Raw genomic sequence first — 14,866 nt, 5'->3', positions numbered from 1 at the left:
CTAGCCTTCACCCTTCCCGTTCCGTCTGTGACATTAGAGGAATACGGACCTCAATTTGCGTCCCCTTCCCAATTGCCGAGTAAATCTCCATAGAGCCTCCGACCTCTGCTACGCGCTCTTGCATGCTGCGCAAACCGTAGGACGTCATTTTCTCCCCATCCGGATCAAAACCAACACCGTCATCCGATACTCGCAGGCGAACCTGCTCTTGCAGCGTAAACAGCTTCACTGTAATCTGGGTAGCTCTGGCATGCCGCAATGTATTGGACAAGGACTCCTGCAAAATACGGAACAAATGATCCTCAATTCCACTCGGCAAGCCTTCGACGTCTTCGATCTCCCAAGACAGCTGCATGGTATTTTTACGCGTCAGCTCATCTAAAAGTTCCAGAATGGCTTCCTTCAATGACTTGTTTTGTAACGTAGCCGGGCGAAGATGCAAGAGCAATGCCCTCATCTCCGCTTGTGCTGCTGCTGCCATCTCTTCGACCAATTCAATCTGTTGTGCTGCACGTTGCGGATTTTTTTCTACAAGCCGTTTCATCGCCGCAGTCGTCATCGCGATGGCGAACAGCTGCTGACTGACTGCATCATGCAGTTCTCTCGCCAATCTCTGTCGCTCCTCTGTTACCGCTGCATGCTTCAATTGCTCTGCGAGAGCCGCATTGTGGTTCGACAGCCGCTGCAAAGATGCCACTTGCTCTTCCCATTGTGAAGCCAAGCGATTGATCTGCCATCCTAATTCGCCGACTTCATCGACGCCCAATTCTGGAACCCGATACGACAGCATCCCGCGCCCAAGCTTCATGGCAGCTTCCCACAATACACTGAGTCTCTTTTTCAACAAATTGCCAATGATATAGGAAATGATCAATGCCACTAAGACACCTGCAGGCAAAGAGACAACAAAAGCAGCAAGCTGAATCAAGCCCTCTGGATCGGCAGGCAGATTGATGCCTATATATTCTTGAAGCCACCACATGAAGTTGCGGTCGCTAATCATTTCGTTGTACCACCGATGAATCCCGGGGTGGTCTCTCCATAAAAAGTATAGCCAAAAGAAACAAATAAACGCGGCAGTAATTGCACTGACGGCCAGTAACATGCCATAGCGCACGTATTGCCACTGAATACTTGCCAATCGCTGTCGACGCATCCGCCAGTACCTCCTAGATGTACTTGACTTTTATATCGCCGACAAGCAGCGAGATATGCAAGTTTACTTTTTGCAATGCTTCATCATACTGATCTGAACGAATCTTAACACTGCGATTGATACCTCCCTGACGGTGGCTTAGCACCTCCAGGTCACCAATACTCAACCCTGCTGTTACCGATACAGGAAGATCCACAGGGACATAAATCGTCACATCGCCTATCCAGCCCTCTACGACAAGAACTGCCTCATCCCGCATCAGCACTGCCCGGGAAAGATCAATCACAACATCCCCGATTCCATGCCAGACATGCAAGTGATTCAGTTCAAAACGCCCCGAGGTCAGGTGATAATCTCCAATCAGAGAACTGCGGGAATCTTTTGGCAACGTGTCGTCAGGTGATGAAGACATTCTTTCGTGATGTGGAATTTTGCCACCAACATGCTTCCATTTGTTCCAGCTGTCTAGCCAAGGGCGCTCCTCTGTGGAAACCTTCACGTCACTCGGAACACTCGCATCACTTGTCACAATCGTCTCCGCAGCAGATGAGGTCCCCGTATCACCCAATGGTTGATTCACACGGTGATCTCGTCTGCTGTTCTTGCCCCGAATCAACTGAAACCCGAAATAAATAAACACGATTGGCACTGCAATCTGGAACAAATCATCAACCCCGACACCAAACCACATATCCATCGCGATGATGGTCCCCAGGGAGAATAGAATCCCTCCGCCAATCCGATTTTTCTGCCCCCACAAACGAAGGCCGAAATAAATAAGCACCATCGGCCACAAATCAAACAGACCGAACGAAATGATACCCAAACTGTCTAATAAAAGGCCGATTCCCGTAAAAATAATCAGGATACCAGCCAACATTTTGTGCAAACGGGACAGTTTCACAAAAGTCTCCTCTCTCACGCCCCATGCTGATCGTTTTCACTTTGACCATTACGACATGTATAGATGAATGCAGGCGGAATGTTCAACAGGGTAAAGTCGATCTTGACCCAGGGAAAACGACCCTGCAACTCAGCTTGGAGTTGTAGCGAATATTGGAATGTAATAAACAGGCCCCCTGGCTTCAGTACAGATTGAACTTCGTCCAGAATTGCTGCCCGCAGCTCTTGTGGAAAATTGGCGAATGGCAGACCTGAGATAATAACATCTGCACCTGCAAGGTTCTGCTCCTCCAAGTAAGACCTAAGTTTAGTCGCTTCCTCCCTGATAGGAAGATCGGGAAAACGTGATTGAAGCATAGAGCGAAAATGGGGATCTCGTTCCACAAGCACGTAATGTGTGCCGGGACGCAAGCGCTGATAGATCGTTTGGGTAAATGCCCCTGTACCAGGTCCCAGCTCCAGGATCACATCGGTTGAAGCCCAATCGACGTTTTTCAACATTTGCTCACATAAAAAACGAGAGCTGGGGATTATACTACCGACGCGTCCAGGCTCAGCGATAAACCGCCGCAAAAAGACCAAGAAGTCCTGCAAGAATCGTACCTCCTAGGGGAAAAGCAGCCTGATGTACACAGGCTGCCGAATTGACACAATCTATTCTACACCTAGTCCCCCAGTTCCTGTCGAATTAGGATTGTACTGGTTTGGCTACCGGTGTTTTTACTTCATTAATGGATGCTTTGATGCTGGCAAGTTCTGCATCGAGATCATCCTTTTCCAGTTCAGACAAAGCGTTCTCCCAAGCGCGGTTCGTTTGGCTCCATTGTCCACTCATTTGCGCTTCTGCTTCCATGCGCATCACTTTTTCTTCCATGCGGGCGAAGCCACGGCCTGCGGACTGATTGCCGATACCGACAACTGCTTGATTGACTTGCTTTTGTGTACGAGCTACTTGTGCACGTGCCATCAGTGTGAACCTTTTCGCACGCATTTTATAGAACTCTTCCTTCAGCTCAGCCAGCTTCTCACGCATTTGCGAAGCTGCCTCGGATGCTGACAGGTAAAGACCTTCGTATTCCGCTGCACGGCCTTCGTACTGCTTCTTGTCAGCGAGTGCTCGACGAGCCAACTCGTCTTCTCCCTCAGTCAAGGCGAGCTTGACTTGACGATCGCGTTTTTCAATCAGAGCATTGGCTTCATCCAATTGCTGGCGGAATTTCTTTTCCAGTGCAACCTGACGGGCAACCGCTACTTCAACTTGTCCGATTTCTACTTCCATGTCACGCATATATTGATTCAGCATTACTACCGGATCTTCCATCGAATCCAATGCATCATTCACCGAAGCTACTGTCAGGTCACGCAAACGTTTAAAGATACTCATTATTTTTTCCTCCTCATCATATCACATCATATTGTTCATCCAAAAGACTCTTGCGACGTAGCGTTATTGTTGTCTTCGTGTTACATGTTTCTCCCAAGTGTCTAGCGTATCTTCCTTTAATACTTTTTGGGCCCATTCACGCTCCCAAGTAGGTGGAGCTTGCTTTGGTTCTTGACTGGGACGCAGTAAGCGATATCCCAGATAAATTACCCCAATGGCCAGAAGCGCGTGAAACAGTAGGTCAAGCTTGCCAATCAGCATCAGGAACCCGAATAGAAAGACGAGGATTCCCCAAAAGCGTGAACCGGTTTGTCCCATAATCTTTTTGGCACCGTATATCATGATCACACCGGGAATGATGAACCCGAGCAAGTCTCCGATATCGATACCCACCAGATCTAGAAGAACCAACCCACCGACTAGCAGCAGAACCAGCCCGAGTAGAACTTTGCCAGACCGTTCGCTCATTACTCGCTTACCTCCATTCGTTTTGCATGTGGTGCTTGTGGAACGTTATGCCCTTATTGTAGCCCTCGGTATAGGCTTCCCATAACGGGCGTGCGGTTGGTTTTTCCCTCCGCCCTTGGACGGAGACAATTTCCTGCCCTAATCGGACGAGCTGTCGCGCAAGGCAGAACAAGCCTGCGTCGAAAGGCGGCTTGCTCTGTCGAGCGAAAACGTTACAGCATTTGACGGTAATTTTGTGACGAATATGTGAACTAACGGATGAAAAAGAAGGAAAAAAAGGACTGGCGTAGAATCTTCGTAAGAGTGCGTGTAAAAAAACATCGAAAAATAGCCGAATTCCGCTTGGCGGAAACGGGGGAACCACGTTTTTGGGGTGAATGGTTGCTACTCCTAGCAGCCTAGGGCGTCCTTTCGACCGAACCCTTCAGCTAACCTCGTAGGCTCACGAAGGGAGCAGTTTCTTTTGCGCAAGGTGGTTTTATCTTTATTTATGGCTGGAATGCTTGCTATGGGGGCAGGCGCTGCACAGGCTGCTGAGGAGAATTCTCTCAATGAAGTAGTCAGCGACTTGTACGGTACCCCTTACAAATCTTCCGGCTCGTCCAAAAAGGGCTTTGACTGCTCCGGTTTCACGCGCTACGTATTTGATGCGTTAGGTGTAGACCTGCCTCACAATTCTGCTTCCCAGTACGAATTAGGTACAGAGGTAGCCAGAAAAGATTTGCAGCCAGGCGATCTCGTGTTCTTTAATACGAACGGTCGCAGCATTTCTCACGTGGGTATCTACATTGGAGACGGCACATTCGTGCACTCGGAATCTGGTCGTGGAGTCGTCAACACCAAGTTGAACGATCCATACTACTGGAGCAAACGTTATGTAGGCGCTAAGCGTCTCAGTGCTCCTGTTCTAGCGAAAGCAGAAACTCCGAAAAAGGTAAAAGCGGTGCAAGCTGCATCGTTGCCGGAAAAACCAGCTCAAAAATAGTCGTTCGGCAAAATAATAAAAAGCCAGGGACACAATGTCTCTGGCTTTTTCTGACGAAATTTAGTACCTGGTCTAAAGAGGTACCCTTACATATTAGAACAACTTAATAACTTACGGGGTTTCTTCCCCTGATGAGGTCAAAGCATGTTATGATAGACAAGACCCATTCTTTGAATGGTATTCCTTATTAATAGAAGTAACTGGGGGTTGTTCCGGTGAAAGATCACATTTTAATTGTCGATGACAATCTGGAGATTATTGAACTGCTAGAAGACATTTTGGAGAACGAGGGCTTCACCGTTTCCTCCGCAGAGAGTGGAGAAGATGCTCTCTCCCTGCTCAGCCAAGGAGAGCGACCTAACCTGATCCTTTTGGATATTATGATGCCCAACATGAGTGGCTACGAGCTCTGCTCTCAGATTCGCCGTGAGTGGGATTTGCCTATACTGTTTCTCAGTGCAAAAGGAAAAGCGGTAGATAAGGTAGTCGGCTTCGAAATCGGCGCAGACGATTACATCACGAAGCCTTTTGATACAGAAGAACTGCTCGCTCGCATTCGTGCCCACCTGCGTCGCTATGAGCGCATTCGCAAGCATACGGAAGAGCAGCCTGAGAAGGAAACAGCCTCTTCTCCGATTACCGTTTTGAAATTCAAGGACCTAGAAATTCATAAAGAAACGTATTCCGTTTATGTATGTAATCAAAAGATTGAGCTCTCTACAAAAGAATTTCAACTGCTCACATTCCTCGCAGAAAATGCGGGCATCGTCTTTACAAGAGAGCAAATCTATGACCGTGTCTGGGGATATGGTTATGGCTCGCTCAATACAGTGACCGTCCATATCAAAAACCTCCGGGAAAAGCTGGAAACAGAGCGTCAGTTTATTAAAACACAATGGGGGACAGGCTACGTATTTATCGGGGAGAAGCTTTAAATGAGCTTACGTAATAAAATTTTTCTCTCCTTCATTGCCTTGATCACACTCAACATCTTGTTGTTTAAATTTGTTTTTCAAGACATTATTGTCGCTCAACTCAAAAATGATCGGCATAATCAGTATCAGGCTGAGAAGGAAGCCGCAGAGAAGGTCATGCTCAATCAACTGCTTCTCGTCAGTAATTTCAAGGACCCAATCGAACGTTTGGAGCTTGAGAAGCAGTTGCCAGACGACGTGATGTACCGCATGCTCGTGAAGGATGCCAATGGAAACACCATCTACAGCAAAACATCGCGCGCCTATAATTTGAAAATGCCTTCTCCCTCCTCATCAAACCGTGGCGATTCTTCCAAGCAAAATGACCTCAAAGTGGTAGCTGAGTACCACTTTCAGCAGGAGCCACCGCGTACAGGGGAGATCGTTGTTTATTTCTACACAGATGATTACGACATGATGGCTACGACAGGGGTTTCCATGATGCTCTGGTTTATTTACGGAAGCATTAGTCTGGTGGGATTGGTTCTGCTCGCTTTGTTCGTTCGCTGGATACTACGGCCTGTGAACGAATTATCGCGCGTCACCCAAGAAATCCAGGAAGGGAAACGGTTAGTGACATTTACGTATCGCTCGCATGATGAATTTGGGCAACTCTTTCGATATTTCGGGGATATGGTTGATGAGCTTCGCTTAGCGGAAGAAAGACAGGCCGAAATGATTGCGTCGATCGCCCACGACTTCCGCACACCTCTCACCACGATCAAAGGGTATGCGTCATATATCGGCTCCGGTCGTGTGACGGATATGACCAAAATACAGAAACAGATGAGCAAAATCGAGCTAAAAACGACGGACTTGGAAAAGCTGCTCGATGAATTGCAGGACTTCACCGCCCAAAGCTCCGAAGTCCGACTCAACATTAATCGTATTCATGTCAAAAGCTTCTTGAGAGGAATCATTGAGGACTATTTGCCGAGGATTAAAGAGGCAGGCCTCACCTTTCACTGGAAGCTGCGTATCTCTAATGAACTACACATCGAAGCGGATGAGACCAAGCTGCGACGTGTCATGGAAAACCTGTTGAACAACGCCATTCACTACAACAAACCAGATGGCTCCATTTACCTTACATGTGATCAGCGAGAAGGACATGTCCTTTTTACTGTGATCGACAAAGGAGAAGGAATCGCCTCTGAAGACTTGCCGAAGATTTTTACCAAGTTTTATCGGGCGGAAAAATCACGAAATCGCAACAGTGGCGGTACGGGCTTAGGCTTGACGATTTGCAAAAGTATCGTCCGGCTTCACGGCGGAGATTTGATGGTAAACAGTGAACTGGGAATGGGAAGCAGTTTCTCCTTCACCATCCCCTTCTTCCACGGGTAGCTTTCACAAGCTACCCTTACTTTATATAGATTTATTCTCAGTTAATTATTTCTTTATATTTTACTAGTAAAATAATTTTTGTAAGCATGTTGCTTTCAGTGATAAATAACCCCCAGTTCGGTATCTGACACAATCGGCGAAACCGTAGTGACAAGATGCCTCTTTTTTTGCCCTCTATTTCCATTTTTTTCTATCTCTTCTCCAAACGCATCGGCAATCCGTTCTTTGGACGCAAGGTGACCAACGGCTCGGGTTCCACTTCCTGATTTGGTTCAGCCAGTCGTAGTCGATATCGCTGCGCGATGGTTGCCAATAGCAAAGCTGCCTCCATCAAAGCAAAGTTGTTCCCGATACAAACACGCGGCCCACCGCCAAACGGGAAATAAGCATAAGCTGGATTTCTTTTTAAAAGGTCGCTGTCAAAACGCTCTGGAATGAATTGTTCAGGCTGCTCATAATAGCGTGGGTTACGGTGCATGACATATTGGCTCATCATCAGTGTTTCACCTGGCTTGTACGTTTGACCGCCGATCTCCACCTCTTCTACCACTTCCCGGTTGATCGTCCAGGCTGCTGGATAGAGCCTCAGCGTTTCCTGTACAATGAGATTCGTATACTTCAGCTGGGGTAGGTCCTCTACTGTCGGCAGCTTTTCACACAGCACGGTTGACAGCTCGTCATGCAGTTTTTTCTCCACCTCGGGATAGGTAGCCAGCAAATAAAAAATCCACGACATGGTATTCGCAGTCGTCTCATGACCAGCTACAAAAATGGTCATGACCTCGTCGCGCACCTGCTCATCTGTCATTCCTTCCCCATCATCTTCATCACGCGCAGCCAAAAGCATCCCCAACAAGTCCTTGTGCTCTTCTCCTTCGCTATTACGACGAGCTTCGATCAAGGAGTAGATCGTTTTGTCCAGCAGCTCACTCGACTCCAGGAACTCCCGATTGCTTTTAGTAGGTACGGACAAAGGAATGTCGATAAAAGAGGAGCCTTTATTAGCCACGTATTTCAAACCGACATCGATGGCATGCCCAATCTGATCGGCACCTTCCTTGACGGTTTTGCCAAACATAGTCTCCGTAATGATCGCAAGGGTTACTTTCATCATGTCCGAGTGAATATCGCGCAGCTCCCCGGTTTTCCAATCCGACATAAGATCAACTGCTTGCCGGACCATCACCTCTCCGTAGCTGGCGATACGTTCTCGATGAAAAGCTGGCTGCATAAGCCGTCGTTGTCGTAGATGCTTTTTTCCTTCACTGGTGAGAATTCCATCCCCTACGACAGGTCGTGCGGACTGCAATGCTTTTCCTTTTCGAAAATGCGCCTGCTTGCTGACCAAAACCTCTTTGATATGATCCGGATTCGTTAACAGGTAAACATGGCGAGAAGGACCAAAGCGAAAATGGACGACTTCTCCATGCTCTTCTACAGCGTCGCGGATGAACTGAAGCGGCGATCGGCGAAATGCCATCAAGTTCCCTGAGATCGGAAGGCCTTTTGGGCCGGTGATCGTGATATTCATGTGTCTCCTCCTTTTTACATGCAAAATCCTACCGATAGTATCCGGCACGATAAGGAGATTATGCGAAAAAAAGCCACCCGAACTTCGGATGGCTTACGAAATCATTTTGTTTATCGTGTAACAGGTTGATCTGTACGCAACAGACGAGAAGCAATCAGTCGCTCGCGGACCTTGATGCCAATCAGAGAAGCCAGAACTGCTTTGACAACGCCTACAATGAGGAAAGGTGTTGCACCAAATGCGACAGCTTTATCCCATGGAATGTCCATGACATATTTGAGTTGTACTGTACCAAAAGCGAGTGTGACAAACATGCCAATGATATTGGCGATAATGGCGTTTTTCAGGTTGAATCTTGTTTTCTCCAGGTAGAGTCCGGTCACATAAGCGGTTGCAATAAACCCAAATATGTACCCGCCTGATTTACCGACCAATATTTGCAATCCACCTTTTGCCTCGCTGAATACAGGCAATCCGACTGCACCGAGTAAAACGTAAATAACCAAAGCCAGTGTCCCGTATCGTCTTCCCAAAATGGTCGCCGTCAGCCCTACTGCTAACGTCTGCGCGGTAATCGGAATCAACGGCAAGGGAATAGTCACCTGCGACAATACCGCTGTCATTGCGGCAAAGATGGCAGAGAGCAACAGCCATCTCAAGCGTTCGTTTCTCATGCGTACTAGCCTCCGTTTTGTTAACTGAAAATGTTATAAGGTTAACAAAATAATAATACGCATCTGCCCTTTTGTAAATCCCCGTTCTGTCCGCTTACCTTTTTGCTTGTTGATCCATGTATAGTTGCAGCTTTTGAAGGGACTGAACCGTATAATCGATTAATTCGTTCAGGTCATCGATATTGCCTTCATCAATTTTTCGATGAAAGTCCAGCGTCACCTGGTTGGTTATTTGCTTCGGTGGCCAATCGATTCGATGCTCCTCTAGCTTAGCCGATACTTTCTGTGTAATATACGGACGCTGCCCCCAGATGTCATTGAGAATCGATGTGATTTCTCTCGCTTCTGCGGGCACATCTCTGTAATCTTCCATCTGCAAGTAAAAATGGATGCAAATCGTACATCCGATATGATCTGTCAACGGCTGTTCTAGCTGCTCGGCTGCAATATCAGCTAACTGAGTACGAAGCTGCATCTCAGCACGAACAGCTGCGGTATGATCATGTTGATCAGCCAGCTTGAACTGGATCTGAAACTGTCGATGGAATGTAGCCATATCCATGACATCCGAACGGTTCGTAATCGTAATTGCCCCTTCGAAGTCCCGGTCGTATACCGCACCTTCCAACACAACCCTGATATTGTCAAAAACAAGCGGATGAAACATCTCGCGCCCTCCTTATCCCAAGCAATCGGGCCCTTTCTATTTACAGTATATAGCATGCCTGCTTTCTACTTGTTTTGCAAGCAGACCGACTTCCCCATGGCGGTGCCTCCAGGAGAGTGGTACCATGAGAGTGATCAACCTTTGAGGTGACAGCTATGTTTTTAATCGGAATTCTAATCGTTGTTGCAATCCTTGGTGAAATTATTCATCGTTTGAATCCATGGAAAAAGCCGGAACCTGCCTATGAGGATCTCGTCGCCCAAATCAAACAGACAGACTGGTACCAGGAGTTGTCTCGTGATCAGGCGTGTCGTTACGTTTTGGACAACGATCCTCATGTCCAAGCCTACTATGCGAGTACGTACGAAGCCAAACGTCTCCTTACACAGGAAGGCTTTCAATTGGGGCTGATTGATTACGTCAAGCAGGAAGCTGCAAAACAGGCCGAGAAACCGCGCTGACATGCGAAAAAGCCGTTGTTATGGAACAGCGGCTTTTTCTTTGAATCAAAAAAAAGGTATACCTGCCATGGCTCATGCCCTGTGGTACACCTGTTTTATCCAGTATTCATGTTCGACTTAGCGTTTTTGATGATAGTACTTGTAAGCGTCAAAGGATGCTTGCTCTTGGCATGGTGTGCATTCAGTTGCATACGATTCTGCTTGTTCGTGGATCATCTGACCGCAAGCAGCACAGCATTTTGCTTCGAGATTGCGAAAGAAAGTAGTGATCGGCGTCATGATTAAAACCCCCCGTGTGTTATTATCTGTATTGTATTACAACAGCATCTGTTTTATAAAAGTTTGTTATAATACATTACGCCGATTTATCTTTCTCTCTCGCTCATTCTCTCTTCATTGCTCCTTTTTTCGCTGTATTCATACATTTTTGCAAATTCCGCATCTGTTGTAACACAAGGACCTAAATCAACAAATTGAACAAATATGGATCATGCGTAATCTCTACATAGCGGATACCATGCTGCTTCATCCGACTGACTAACGGCTGATAGTCATCTTTGCATTTCATTTCAATGCCAACCAGCGCTGGACCATTTTCTTTGTTGTTCTTTTTCGTATACTCAAAGCGTGTGATATCATCGTGCGGCCCCAGTACTTTTTCCATAAACTCTCGCAAGGCTCCGGCACGCTGTGGGAAATTGATCACAAAATAGTGCTTCAATCCCTCATGCAGCAGGGAGCGTTCCTTGATCTCTTGCATCCGGTCAATGTCGTTGTTTCCACCGCTGATGACACACACTACGTTTTTCCCAGCGATTTGATCCCGGTAGTAATCGAGAGCCGCAATCGAAAGGGCACCTGCAGGTTCTACGACGATGGCATTGCTGTTATACAGCTCCAAAATGGTTGTGCACACCTTGCCTTCTGGCACCAGCACGATGTCATCCAGCAGCTCCTGACAAATACTCATCGTGAGCTGCCCCACTTGCTTGACGGCTGCACCATCGACAAACTTGTCAATTTCATCTAAGGTGACAACGTCGCGTTGTTCCAAAGCGGCTTGCATCGAAGCTGCTCCGGCTGGTTCCACACCAATGATCTGTGTGTTTGGGCTGATGCCTTTTACGTACGTTCCCACACCCGCTGCCAATCCACCTCCACCGATACTCATAAAGACGAAATCAGCTGGTTCTTCCATGTCATTCATAATCTCGAGTCCGACGGTTCCTTGTCCGGCTACCACCAATGGATCGTCAAACGGGTGGACAAAGGTCCGATCTTCCTGAATGCAATACTTCATCGCCTCTGCGAATGAATCATCGAAGGTGTCACCGATCAATACAACTTCTACATAGGAGCCACCAAACAGCTTGACCTGCGATATTTTTTGACGTGGGGTGGTCGCTGGCATAAAGATCGTGCCTTTGATTTGCAAATGGTTACACGAGTAGGCTACACCCTGCGCATGATTGCCCGCACTTGCACAAACGACACCACGCTCTCGCTCCATTGTCGAAAGATTCCGCATAAAATGATAAGCACCGCGAATTTTGAAGGAACGAACCACCTGCAAGTCTTCTCTTTTCAAATACACGTTGCAGCCGTAACGCTCAGACAGTACTTTGTTTTTTTGCAAGGGAGTCTTCTCCACCACATCTTTCAAAGCATGATTGGCTACTACGATGTCTTCCACTCTGACCGTATGCATATATATGTTCCTCCTAAGTACCTTCTCTTTTGTAGTAGGGACCAGACCAAATCAAAAAGCCCCCGCCCCAAACCAGCTACGCACAATTTGCGCACGGCTGGCTGAGGCAAGGGCATCGCGGTACCACTCAGCTTCTCTGTCTTCCTCACGAAAAACAGACTTAGGAAGTTCACTATGAAACTCCCGTCCGATAACGAGGACGAATTCGTTGTCCTATACTCACTGGCTAGACAAGCTGATTTTCCAGGACAATGCTCCAAGGTGATTTTCAAAACAGGCTGGCGACCATTCTTTCAGCACAGGGAACGGCTCTCTGCACGCTGCTTACTGTTTCTACTCTTCCTTTTCAACGCTCATACATACGAACTATTCGAATTAGTTAAACATTCTACGCCGAAACCCACAAGTTGTCAATCTTCTTGTTATTTGGCAGGAAAGCCATGACAAAAAAACGGGTTACCTTTCGAGCTATTTCACTCAAAACGGTACCCGTTTTTCTATTCGCTACATCCTATACTGCTTCGTAAATCGCTTCGTAACGCTTGCCGATTTCTTCATCAGTCAAACCAGCTTCACGCAGACGGCCGATCAGTGCATTTGCCCAAATCTCAGTGCGCTGCGCCATTTTTGCGTATTTTTTCGCTTCCTTGGTTTTGCGCTTGGAACGATCTTCACCGTTCGACTTGAGGTTGTCGAGGATGAACAGCATGAGCATGGTATCTTCCTCGTTCAACGTCTCCCAGCTATCGTTTAGAAACGCGGTTACCTTTTTGTAGTAGCCATCAAACTCGTCAAAAGAAATCTCAGTATCCATGTTGAGATATTCTTTCATTTTTTCAAATAGATCTTGCATCTAGCGTCACAACTCCCTCATTATTCTCCGCACTATTATAACAAAAACAAAGCTGGACAGGAAGTTACCATTATCTGTGAGGCTTTGTGAGGCACTCTAGACCTTCTCGCATACATGCAACCTCTCTCGTAATGCTCTATAATAGGGAAATACTGAATTGCTTGAGGAGAACGGAACAGATGACAATGCATAAAAAAGAACAAGACGCCAGCATCCGTGTCGGCCAGCAAATGACGCTCACGATCAAGAGCTTGGGCATTAATGGCGAAGGGATCGGCTATTTTAAAAGAAAAATCGTTTTCGTAGAGGGTGCTCTCCCTGGTGAGGTCGTCCATGCAGAGGTGACCGAGGCAAGAGAAAAATACGCGACCGCGCGTCTTTTACGCGTCGTTGAAAAATCAGCCTCTCGCACGAAGCCTCTCTGTCCAGTCTATGCGGAGTGTGGCGGATGCAGCTTACAGCACATGGATTATGCCGCACAGCTCGCGAGCAAGCAGGAAATCGTCATCGAGTCACTGCGCAAGTACGCTCGAATGAATCAGCCACCAGTCTCCCCTACGATTGGTATGGATAACCCGTGGTCGTATCGAAATAAAGCACAGTTTCAGGTGGGCAAGGAAAATGGCAAGCTCATCGCTGGACTGTATCAAACAGGTAGCCACAAGCTCGTCAATTTGGAAGGCTGTCAGGTGCAGCATGAAGCGACAACGAAAATCGTCCAAACCGCGAAACAAATCATCGAAGAGCTCGGGATTCCGATCTACGACGAGAAAAAACGGACGGGCGTCATCCGCACGATCGTCGCTCGTGTCGCTTTTGCCACGGGTGAAACGCAATTAACGCTTGTAACGGCTACCCCAGAAATCCCACGAGTGAAGGAGCTACTTTTGGAGCTCCGTACGAGACTGCCTGAGCTGGTAGGAATCGCGCAAAACGTAAACACGCAAAAAACATCGCTTGTTTTCGGTGACAAGACATTATCCTTATGGGGCAGGGCTTCCATTGCTGAAAAGCTGGGTGAGCTATCCTTCGACTTGTCTGCTCGTGCCTTCTTCCAATTGAATCCCGAGCAGACGCAAAAGCTGTACAATCAGGTGAAAACGGCTGCTGGACTGACCGGAAAAGAGCTCGTGCTCGATTTGTATTGTGGTACAGGGACGATTGGCTTGTGGCTCGCTCCTTATGCCCGTGAGGTTCGCGGGATCGAGCTGATTCCTGAGGCTGTAGAGGATGCCAATCGCAATGCACAGCGTAACCAAGCGGCGAATGCCAGCTTTCACGTGGGTCGTGCGGAGGTCTTGATGCCGAAATGGGCCAAGCAAGGGACTCGACCGGATGTCGTCGTAGTCGACCCGCCGCGGACTGGGCTGGATGATGCGCTGATTCGTTCCTTGTTGGATGTGCAGCCGAAGAAGATTGTGTATGTGTCTTGTAATCCTTCTACGCTGGCGAAGGATGTTGGGAAGCTGATGCAGCGGTATGAGTTGAAGAGCGTGCAACCGGTGGATATGTTCCCGCATACGGCGCATGTGGAGTCGGTTTCACTACTCGTAAGGAAAGATAAATAAAAAATGTAGCAGTGAGAAAAGCCCCCTTTTCCTAATGAAGGGGGCTAAATTTTAGGGTAATCGAAAAATAGTGTGGAATTGTTTTCTGATAACTTTTTTTCAACAATAGCGCCTATTAAAAGAAGATCATATAACAGTATGAAGAACCTTCTGCAATATCTATGATCAATTACAACCAAATACATTT

At 47.4% G+C, this 14,866-nt stretch carries 16 protein-coding genes, 1 riboswitch and 1 other annotated feature; of the genes, 5 read left to right on the top strand and 11 right to left on the bottom strand.

The window, feature by feature from the left end; all coding sequences use genetic code 11:
* Window positions 1-7: 7 nt before the first annotated feature.
* The 5 genes from HPY27_RS12280 to HPY27_RS12260 all read right to left on the bottom strand — a co-directional run bounded on the left by HPY27_RS12280 (window position 8) and on the right by HPY27_RS12260 (window position 3,911).
* Window positions 8-1,156 carry a HAMP domain-containing sensor histidine kinase gene (locus HPY27_RS12280; RefSeq protein WP_174225105.1) on the bottom strand — a complete coding sequence of 383 codons (1,149 nt, stop codon included), beginning with the start codon at window positions 1,154-1,156 and terminating at the stop codon, window positions 8-10.
* A gap of 13 nt (window positions 1,157-1,169) precedes the next feature.
* The gene (gene liaF / locus HPY27_RS12275; RefSeq protein ID WP_174225104.1) at window positions 1,170-2,060 is read right to left on the bottom strand and encodes a cell wall-active antibiotics response protein LiaF; all 891 of its coding nucleotides are present in this window, start codon (window positions 2,058-2,060) and stop codon (window positions 1,170-1,172) included.
* Window positions 2,061-2,074: 14 nt separating this feature from the next.
* Complete coding sequence (locus HPY27_RS12270; protein WP_017250123.1) at window positions 2,075-2,653, bottom strand: class I SAM-dependent methyltransferase; 579 nt, start codon at window positions 2,651-2,653, stop codon at window positions 2,075-2,077.
* Between the two features lie 94 nt (window positions 2,654-2,747).
* Window positions 2,748-3,443 carry a PspA/IM30 family protein gene (locus tag HPY27_RS12265; RefSeq protein ID WP_017250122.1) on the bottom strand — a complete coding sequence of 232 codons (696 nt, stop codon included), beginning with the start codon at window positions 3,441-3,443 and terminating at the stop codon, window positions 2,748-2,750.
* Window positions 3,444-3,506: 63 nt separating this feature from the next.
* Complete coding sequence (locus HPY27_RS12260; protein ID WP_017250121.1) at window positions 3,507-3,911, bottom strand: LiaF transmembrane domain-containing protein; 405 nt, start codon at window positions 3,909-3,911, stop codon at window positions 3,507-3,509.
* Window positions 3,912-4,230: 319 nt separating this feature from the next.
* Window positions 4,231-4,370: riboswitch (cyclic di-AMP (ydaO/yuaA leader) on the top strand.
* Window positions 4,371-4,374: 4 nt separating this feature from the next.
* Here HPY27_RS12260 and HPY27_RS12255 point away from each other — a divergent pair.
* The 3 genes from HPY27_RS12255 to HPY27_RS12245 all read left to right on the top strand — a co-directional run bounded on the left by HPY27_RS12255 (window position 4,375) and on the right by HPY27_RS12245 (window position 7,217).
* Window positions 4,375-4,896: a C40 family peptidase gene (locus tag HPY27_RS12255; protein ID WP_017250119.1), complete on the top strand. Its 522-nt coding sequence runs from the start codon at window positions 4,375-4,377 to the stop codon at window positions 4,894-4,896.
* Window positions 4,897-5,111: 215 nt separating this feature from the next.
* Window positions 5,112-5,831, top strand: a complete 720-nt coding sequence (locus HPY27_RS12250) for a response regulator transcription factor (RefSeq protein WP_007721564.1) — start codon at window positions 5,112-5,114, stop codon at window positions 5,829-5,831.
* Window positions 5,832-7,217 (top strand): sensor histidine kinase, encoded by a 1,386-nt coding sequence (locus HPY27_RS12245; protein WP_017250118.1) that lies wholly within the window; start codon window positions 5,832-5,834, stop codon window positions 7,215-7,217.
* A gap of 190 nt (window positions 7,218-7,407) precedes the next feature.
* Here the strand turns inward: HPY27_RS12245 and HPY27_RS12240 are convergent, their stop codons facing one another.
* The 3 genes from HPY27_RS12240 to HPY27_RS12230 form a co-directional block, all read right to left on the bottom strand.
* A complete protein-coding gene (locus tag HPY27_RS12240) occupies window positions 7,408-8,748 on the bottom strand; it encodes a cytochrome P450 (RefSeq protein ID WP_017250116.1) in 1,341 nt (446 codons plus the stop codon).
* Between the two features lie 110 nt (window positions 8,749-8,858).
* The gene (locus HPY27_RS12235) at window positions 8,859-9,422 is read right to left on the bottom strand and encodes a biotin transporter BioY (RefSeq protein ID WP_017250115.1); all 564 of its coding nucleotides are present in this window, start codon (window positions 9,420-9,422) and stop codon (window positions 8,859-8,861) included.
* Window positions 9,423-9,516: 94 nt separating this feature from the next.
* On the bottom strand, window positions 9,517-10,089 hold the full coding sequence (locus HPY27_RS12230) for a hypothetical protein (protein ID WP_174225103.1): 573 nt from the start codon (window positions 10,087-10,089) through the stop codon (window positions 9,517-9,519).
* A 155-nt stretch (window positions 10,090-10,244) separates the two neighbouring features.
* Between HPY27_RS12230 and HPY27_RS12225 the strand changes: the two genes are divergently transcribed.
* On the top strand, window positions 10,245-10,550 hold the full coding sequence (locus HPY27_RS12225) for a hypothetical protein (RefSeq protein ID WP_174225102.1): 306 nt from the start codon (window positions 10,245-10,247) through the stop codon (window positions 10,548-10,550).
* Between the two features lie 117 nt (window positions 10,551-10,667).
* On the opposite strand, the gene yhfH is transcribed toward HPY27_RS12225, so the two are convergent.
* From yhfH to HPY27_RS12210, 3 genes are all read right to left on the bottom strand, one after another.
* Window positions 10,668-10,829: a protein YhfH gene (gene yhfH, locus HPY27_RS12220; protein WP_017250112.1), complete on the bottom strand. Its 162-nt coding sequence runs from the start codon at window positions 10,827-10,829 to the stop codon at window positions 10,668-10,670.
* 181 nt (window positions 10,830-11,010) lie between these two features.
* Window positions 11,011-12,258: a threonine ammonia-lyase IlvA gene (gene ilvA / locus HPY27_RS12215; protein WP_173622776.1), complete on the bottom strand. Its 1,248-nt coding sequence runs from the start codon at window positions 12,256-12,258 to the stop codon at window positions 11,011-11,013.
* A 99-nt stretch (window positions 12,259-12,357) separates the two neighbouring features.
* Window positions 12,358-12,617: a binding site (T-box leader), on the bottom strand.
* Between the two features lie 152 nt (window positions 12,618-12,769).
* Window positions 12,770-13,111, bottom strand: a complete 342-nt coding sequence (locus HPY27_RS12210) for a hypothetical protein (RefSeq protein WP_017250110.1) — start codon at window positions 13,109-13,111, stop codon at window positions 12,770-12,772.
* A 179-nt stretch (window positions 13,112-13,290) separates the two neighbouring features.
* On the opposite strand from HPY27_RS12210, the gene rlmD reads away from it, so the two are divergent.
* Complete coding sequence (rlmD, locus tag HPY27_RS12205) at window positions 13,291-14,679, top strand: 23S rRNA (uracil(1939)-C(5))-methyltransferase RlmD (RefSeq protein WP_174225101.1); 1,389 nt, start codon at window positions 13,291-13,293, stop codon at window positions 14,677-14,679.
* Window positions 14,680-14,866: the final 187 nt, after the last annotated feature.

The organism is Brevibacillus sp. HB1.1 (genome assembly GCF_013332445.1).
In the GTDB taxonomy this organism is placed as follows: domain Bacteria; phylum Bacillota; class Bacilli; order Brevibacillales; family Brevibacillaceae; genus Brevibacillus; species Brevibacillus porteri.
This window is presented reverse-complemented; position numbering and strand designations above follow the sequence as displayed.

Excerpts from the sequence above, each read along its gene's own strand:
- HPY27_RS12280 (WP_174225105.1), bottom strand. The coding sequence starts at position 1,156 with ATGCGTCGACAGCGATTGGCAAGTATTCAGTGGCAATACGTGCGCTAT.
- HPY27_RS12265 (WP_017250122.1), bottom strand. The coding sequence starts at position 3,443 with ATGAGTATCTTTAAACGTTTGCGTGACCTGACAGTAGCTTCGGTGAAT.
- HPY27_RS12260 (WP_017250121.1), bottom strand. The coding sequence starts at position 3,911 with ATGAGCGAACGGTCTGGCAAAGTTCTACTCGGGCTGGTTCTGCTGCTA.
- HPY27_RS12245 (WP_017250118.1), top strand. The coding sequence starts at position 5,832 with ATGAGCTTACGTAATAAAATTTTTCTCTCCTTCATTGCCTTGATCACA.
- HPY27_RS12240 (WP_017250116.1), bottom strand. The coding sequence starts at position 8,748 with ATGAATATCACGATCACCGGCCCAAAAGGCCTTCCGATCTCAGGGAAC.
- HPY27_RS12235 (WP_017250115.1), bottom strand. The coding sequence starts at position 9,422 with ATGAGAAACGAACGCTTGAGATGGCTGTTGCTCTCTGCCATCTTTGCC.
- HPY27_RS12230 (WP_174225103.1), bottom strand. The coding sequence starts at position 10,089 with ATGTTTCATCCGCTTGTTTTTGACAATATCAGGGTTGTGTTGGAAGGT.
- HPY27_RS12225 (WP_174225102.1), top strand. The coding sequence starts at position 10,245 with ATGTTTTTAATCGGAATTCTAATCGTTGTTGCAATCCTTGGTGAAATT.
- yhfH (WP_017250112.1), bottom strand. The coding sequence starts at position 10,829 with ATGACGCCGATCACTACTTTCTTTCGCAATCTCGAAGCAAAATGCTGT.
- ilvA (WP_173622776.1), bottom strand. The coding sequence starts at position 12,258 with ATGCATACGGTCAGAGTGGAAGACATCGTAGTAGCCAATCATGCTTTG.
- HPY27_RS12210 (WP_017250110.1), bottom strand. The coding sequence starts at position 13,111 with ATGCAAGATCTATTTGAAAAAATGAAAGAATATCTCAACATGGATACT.
- rlmD (WP_174225101.1), top strand. The coding sequence starts at position 13,291 with ATGACAATGCATAAAAAAGAACAAGACGCCAGCATCCGTGTCGGCCAG.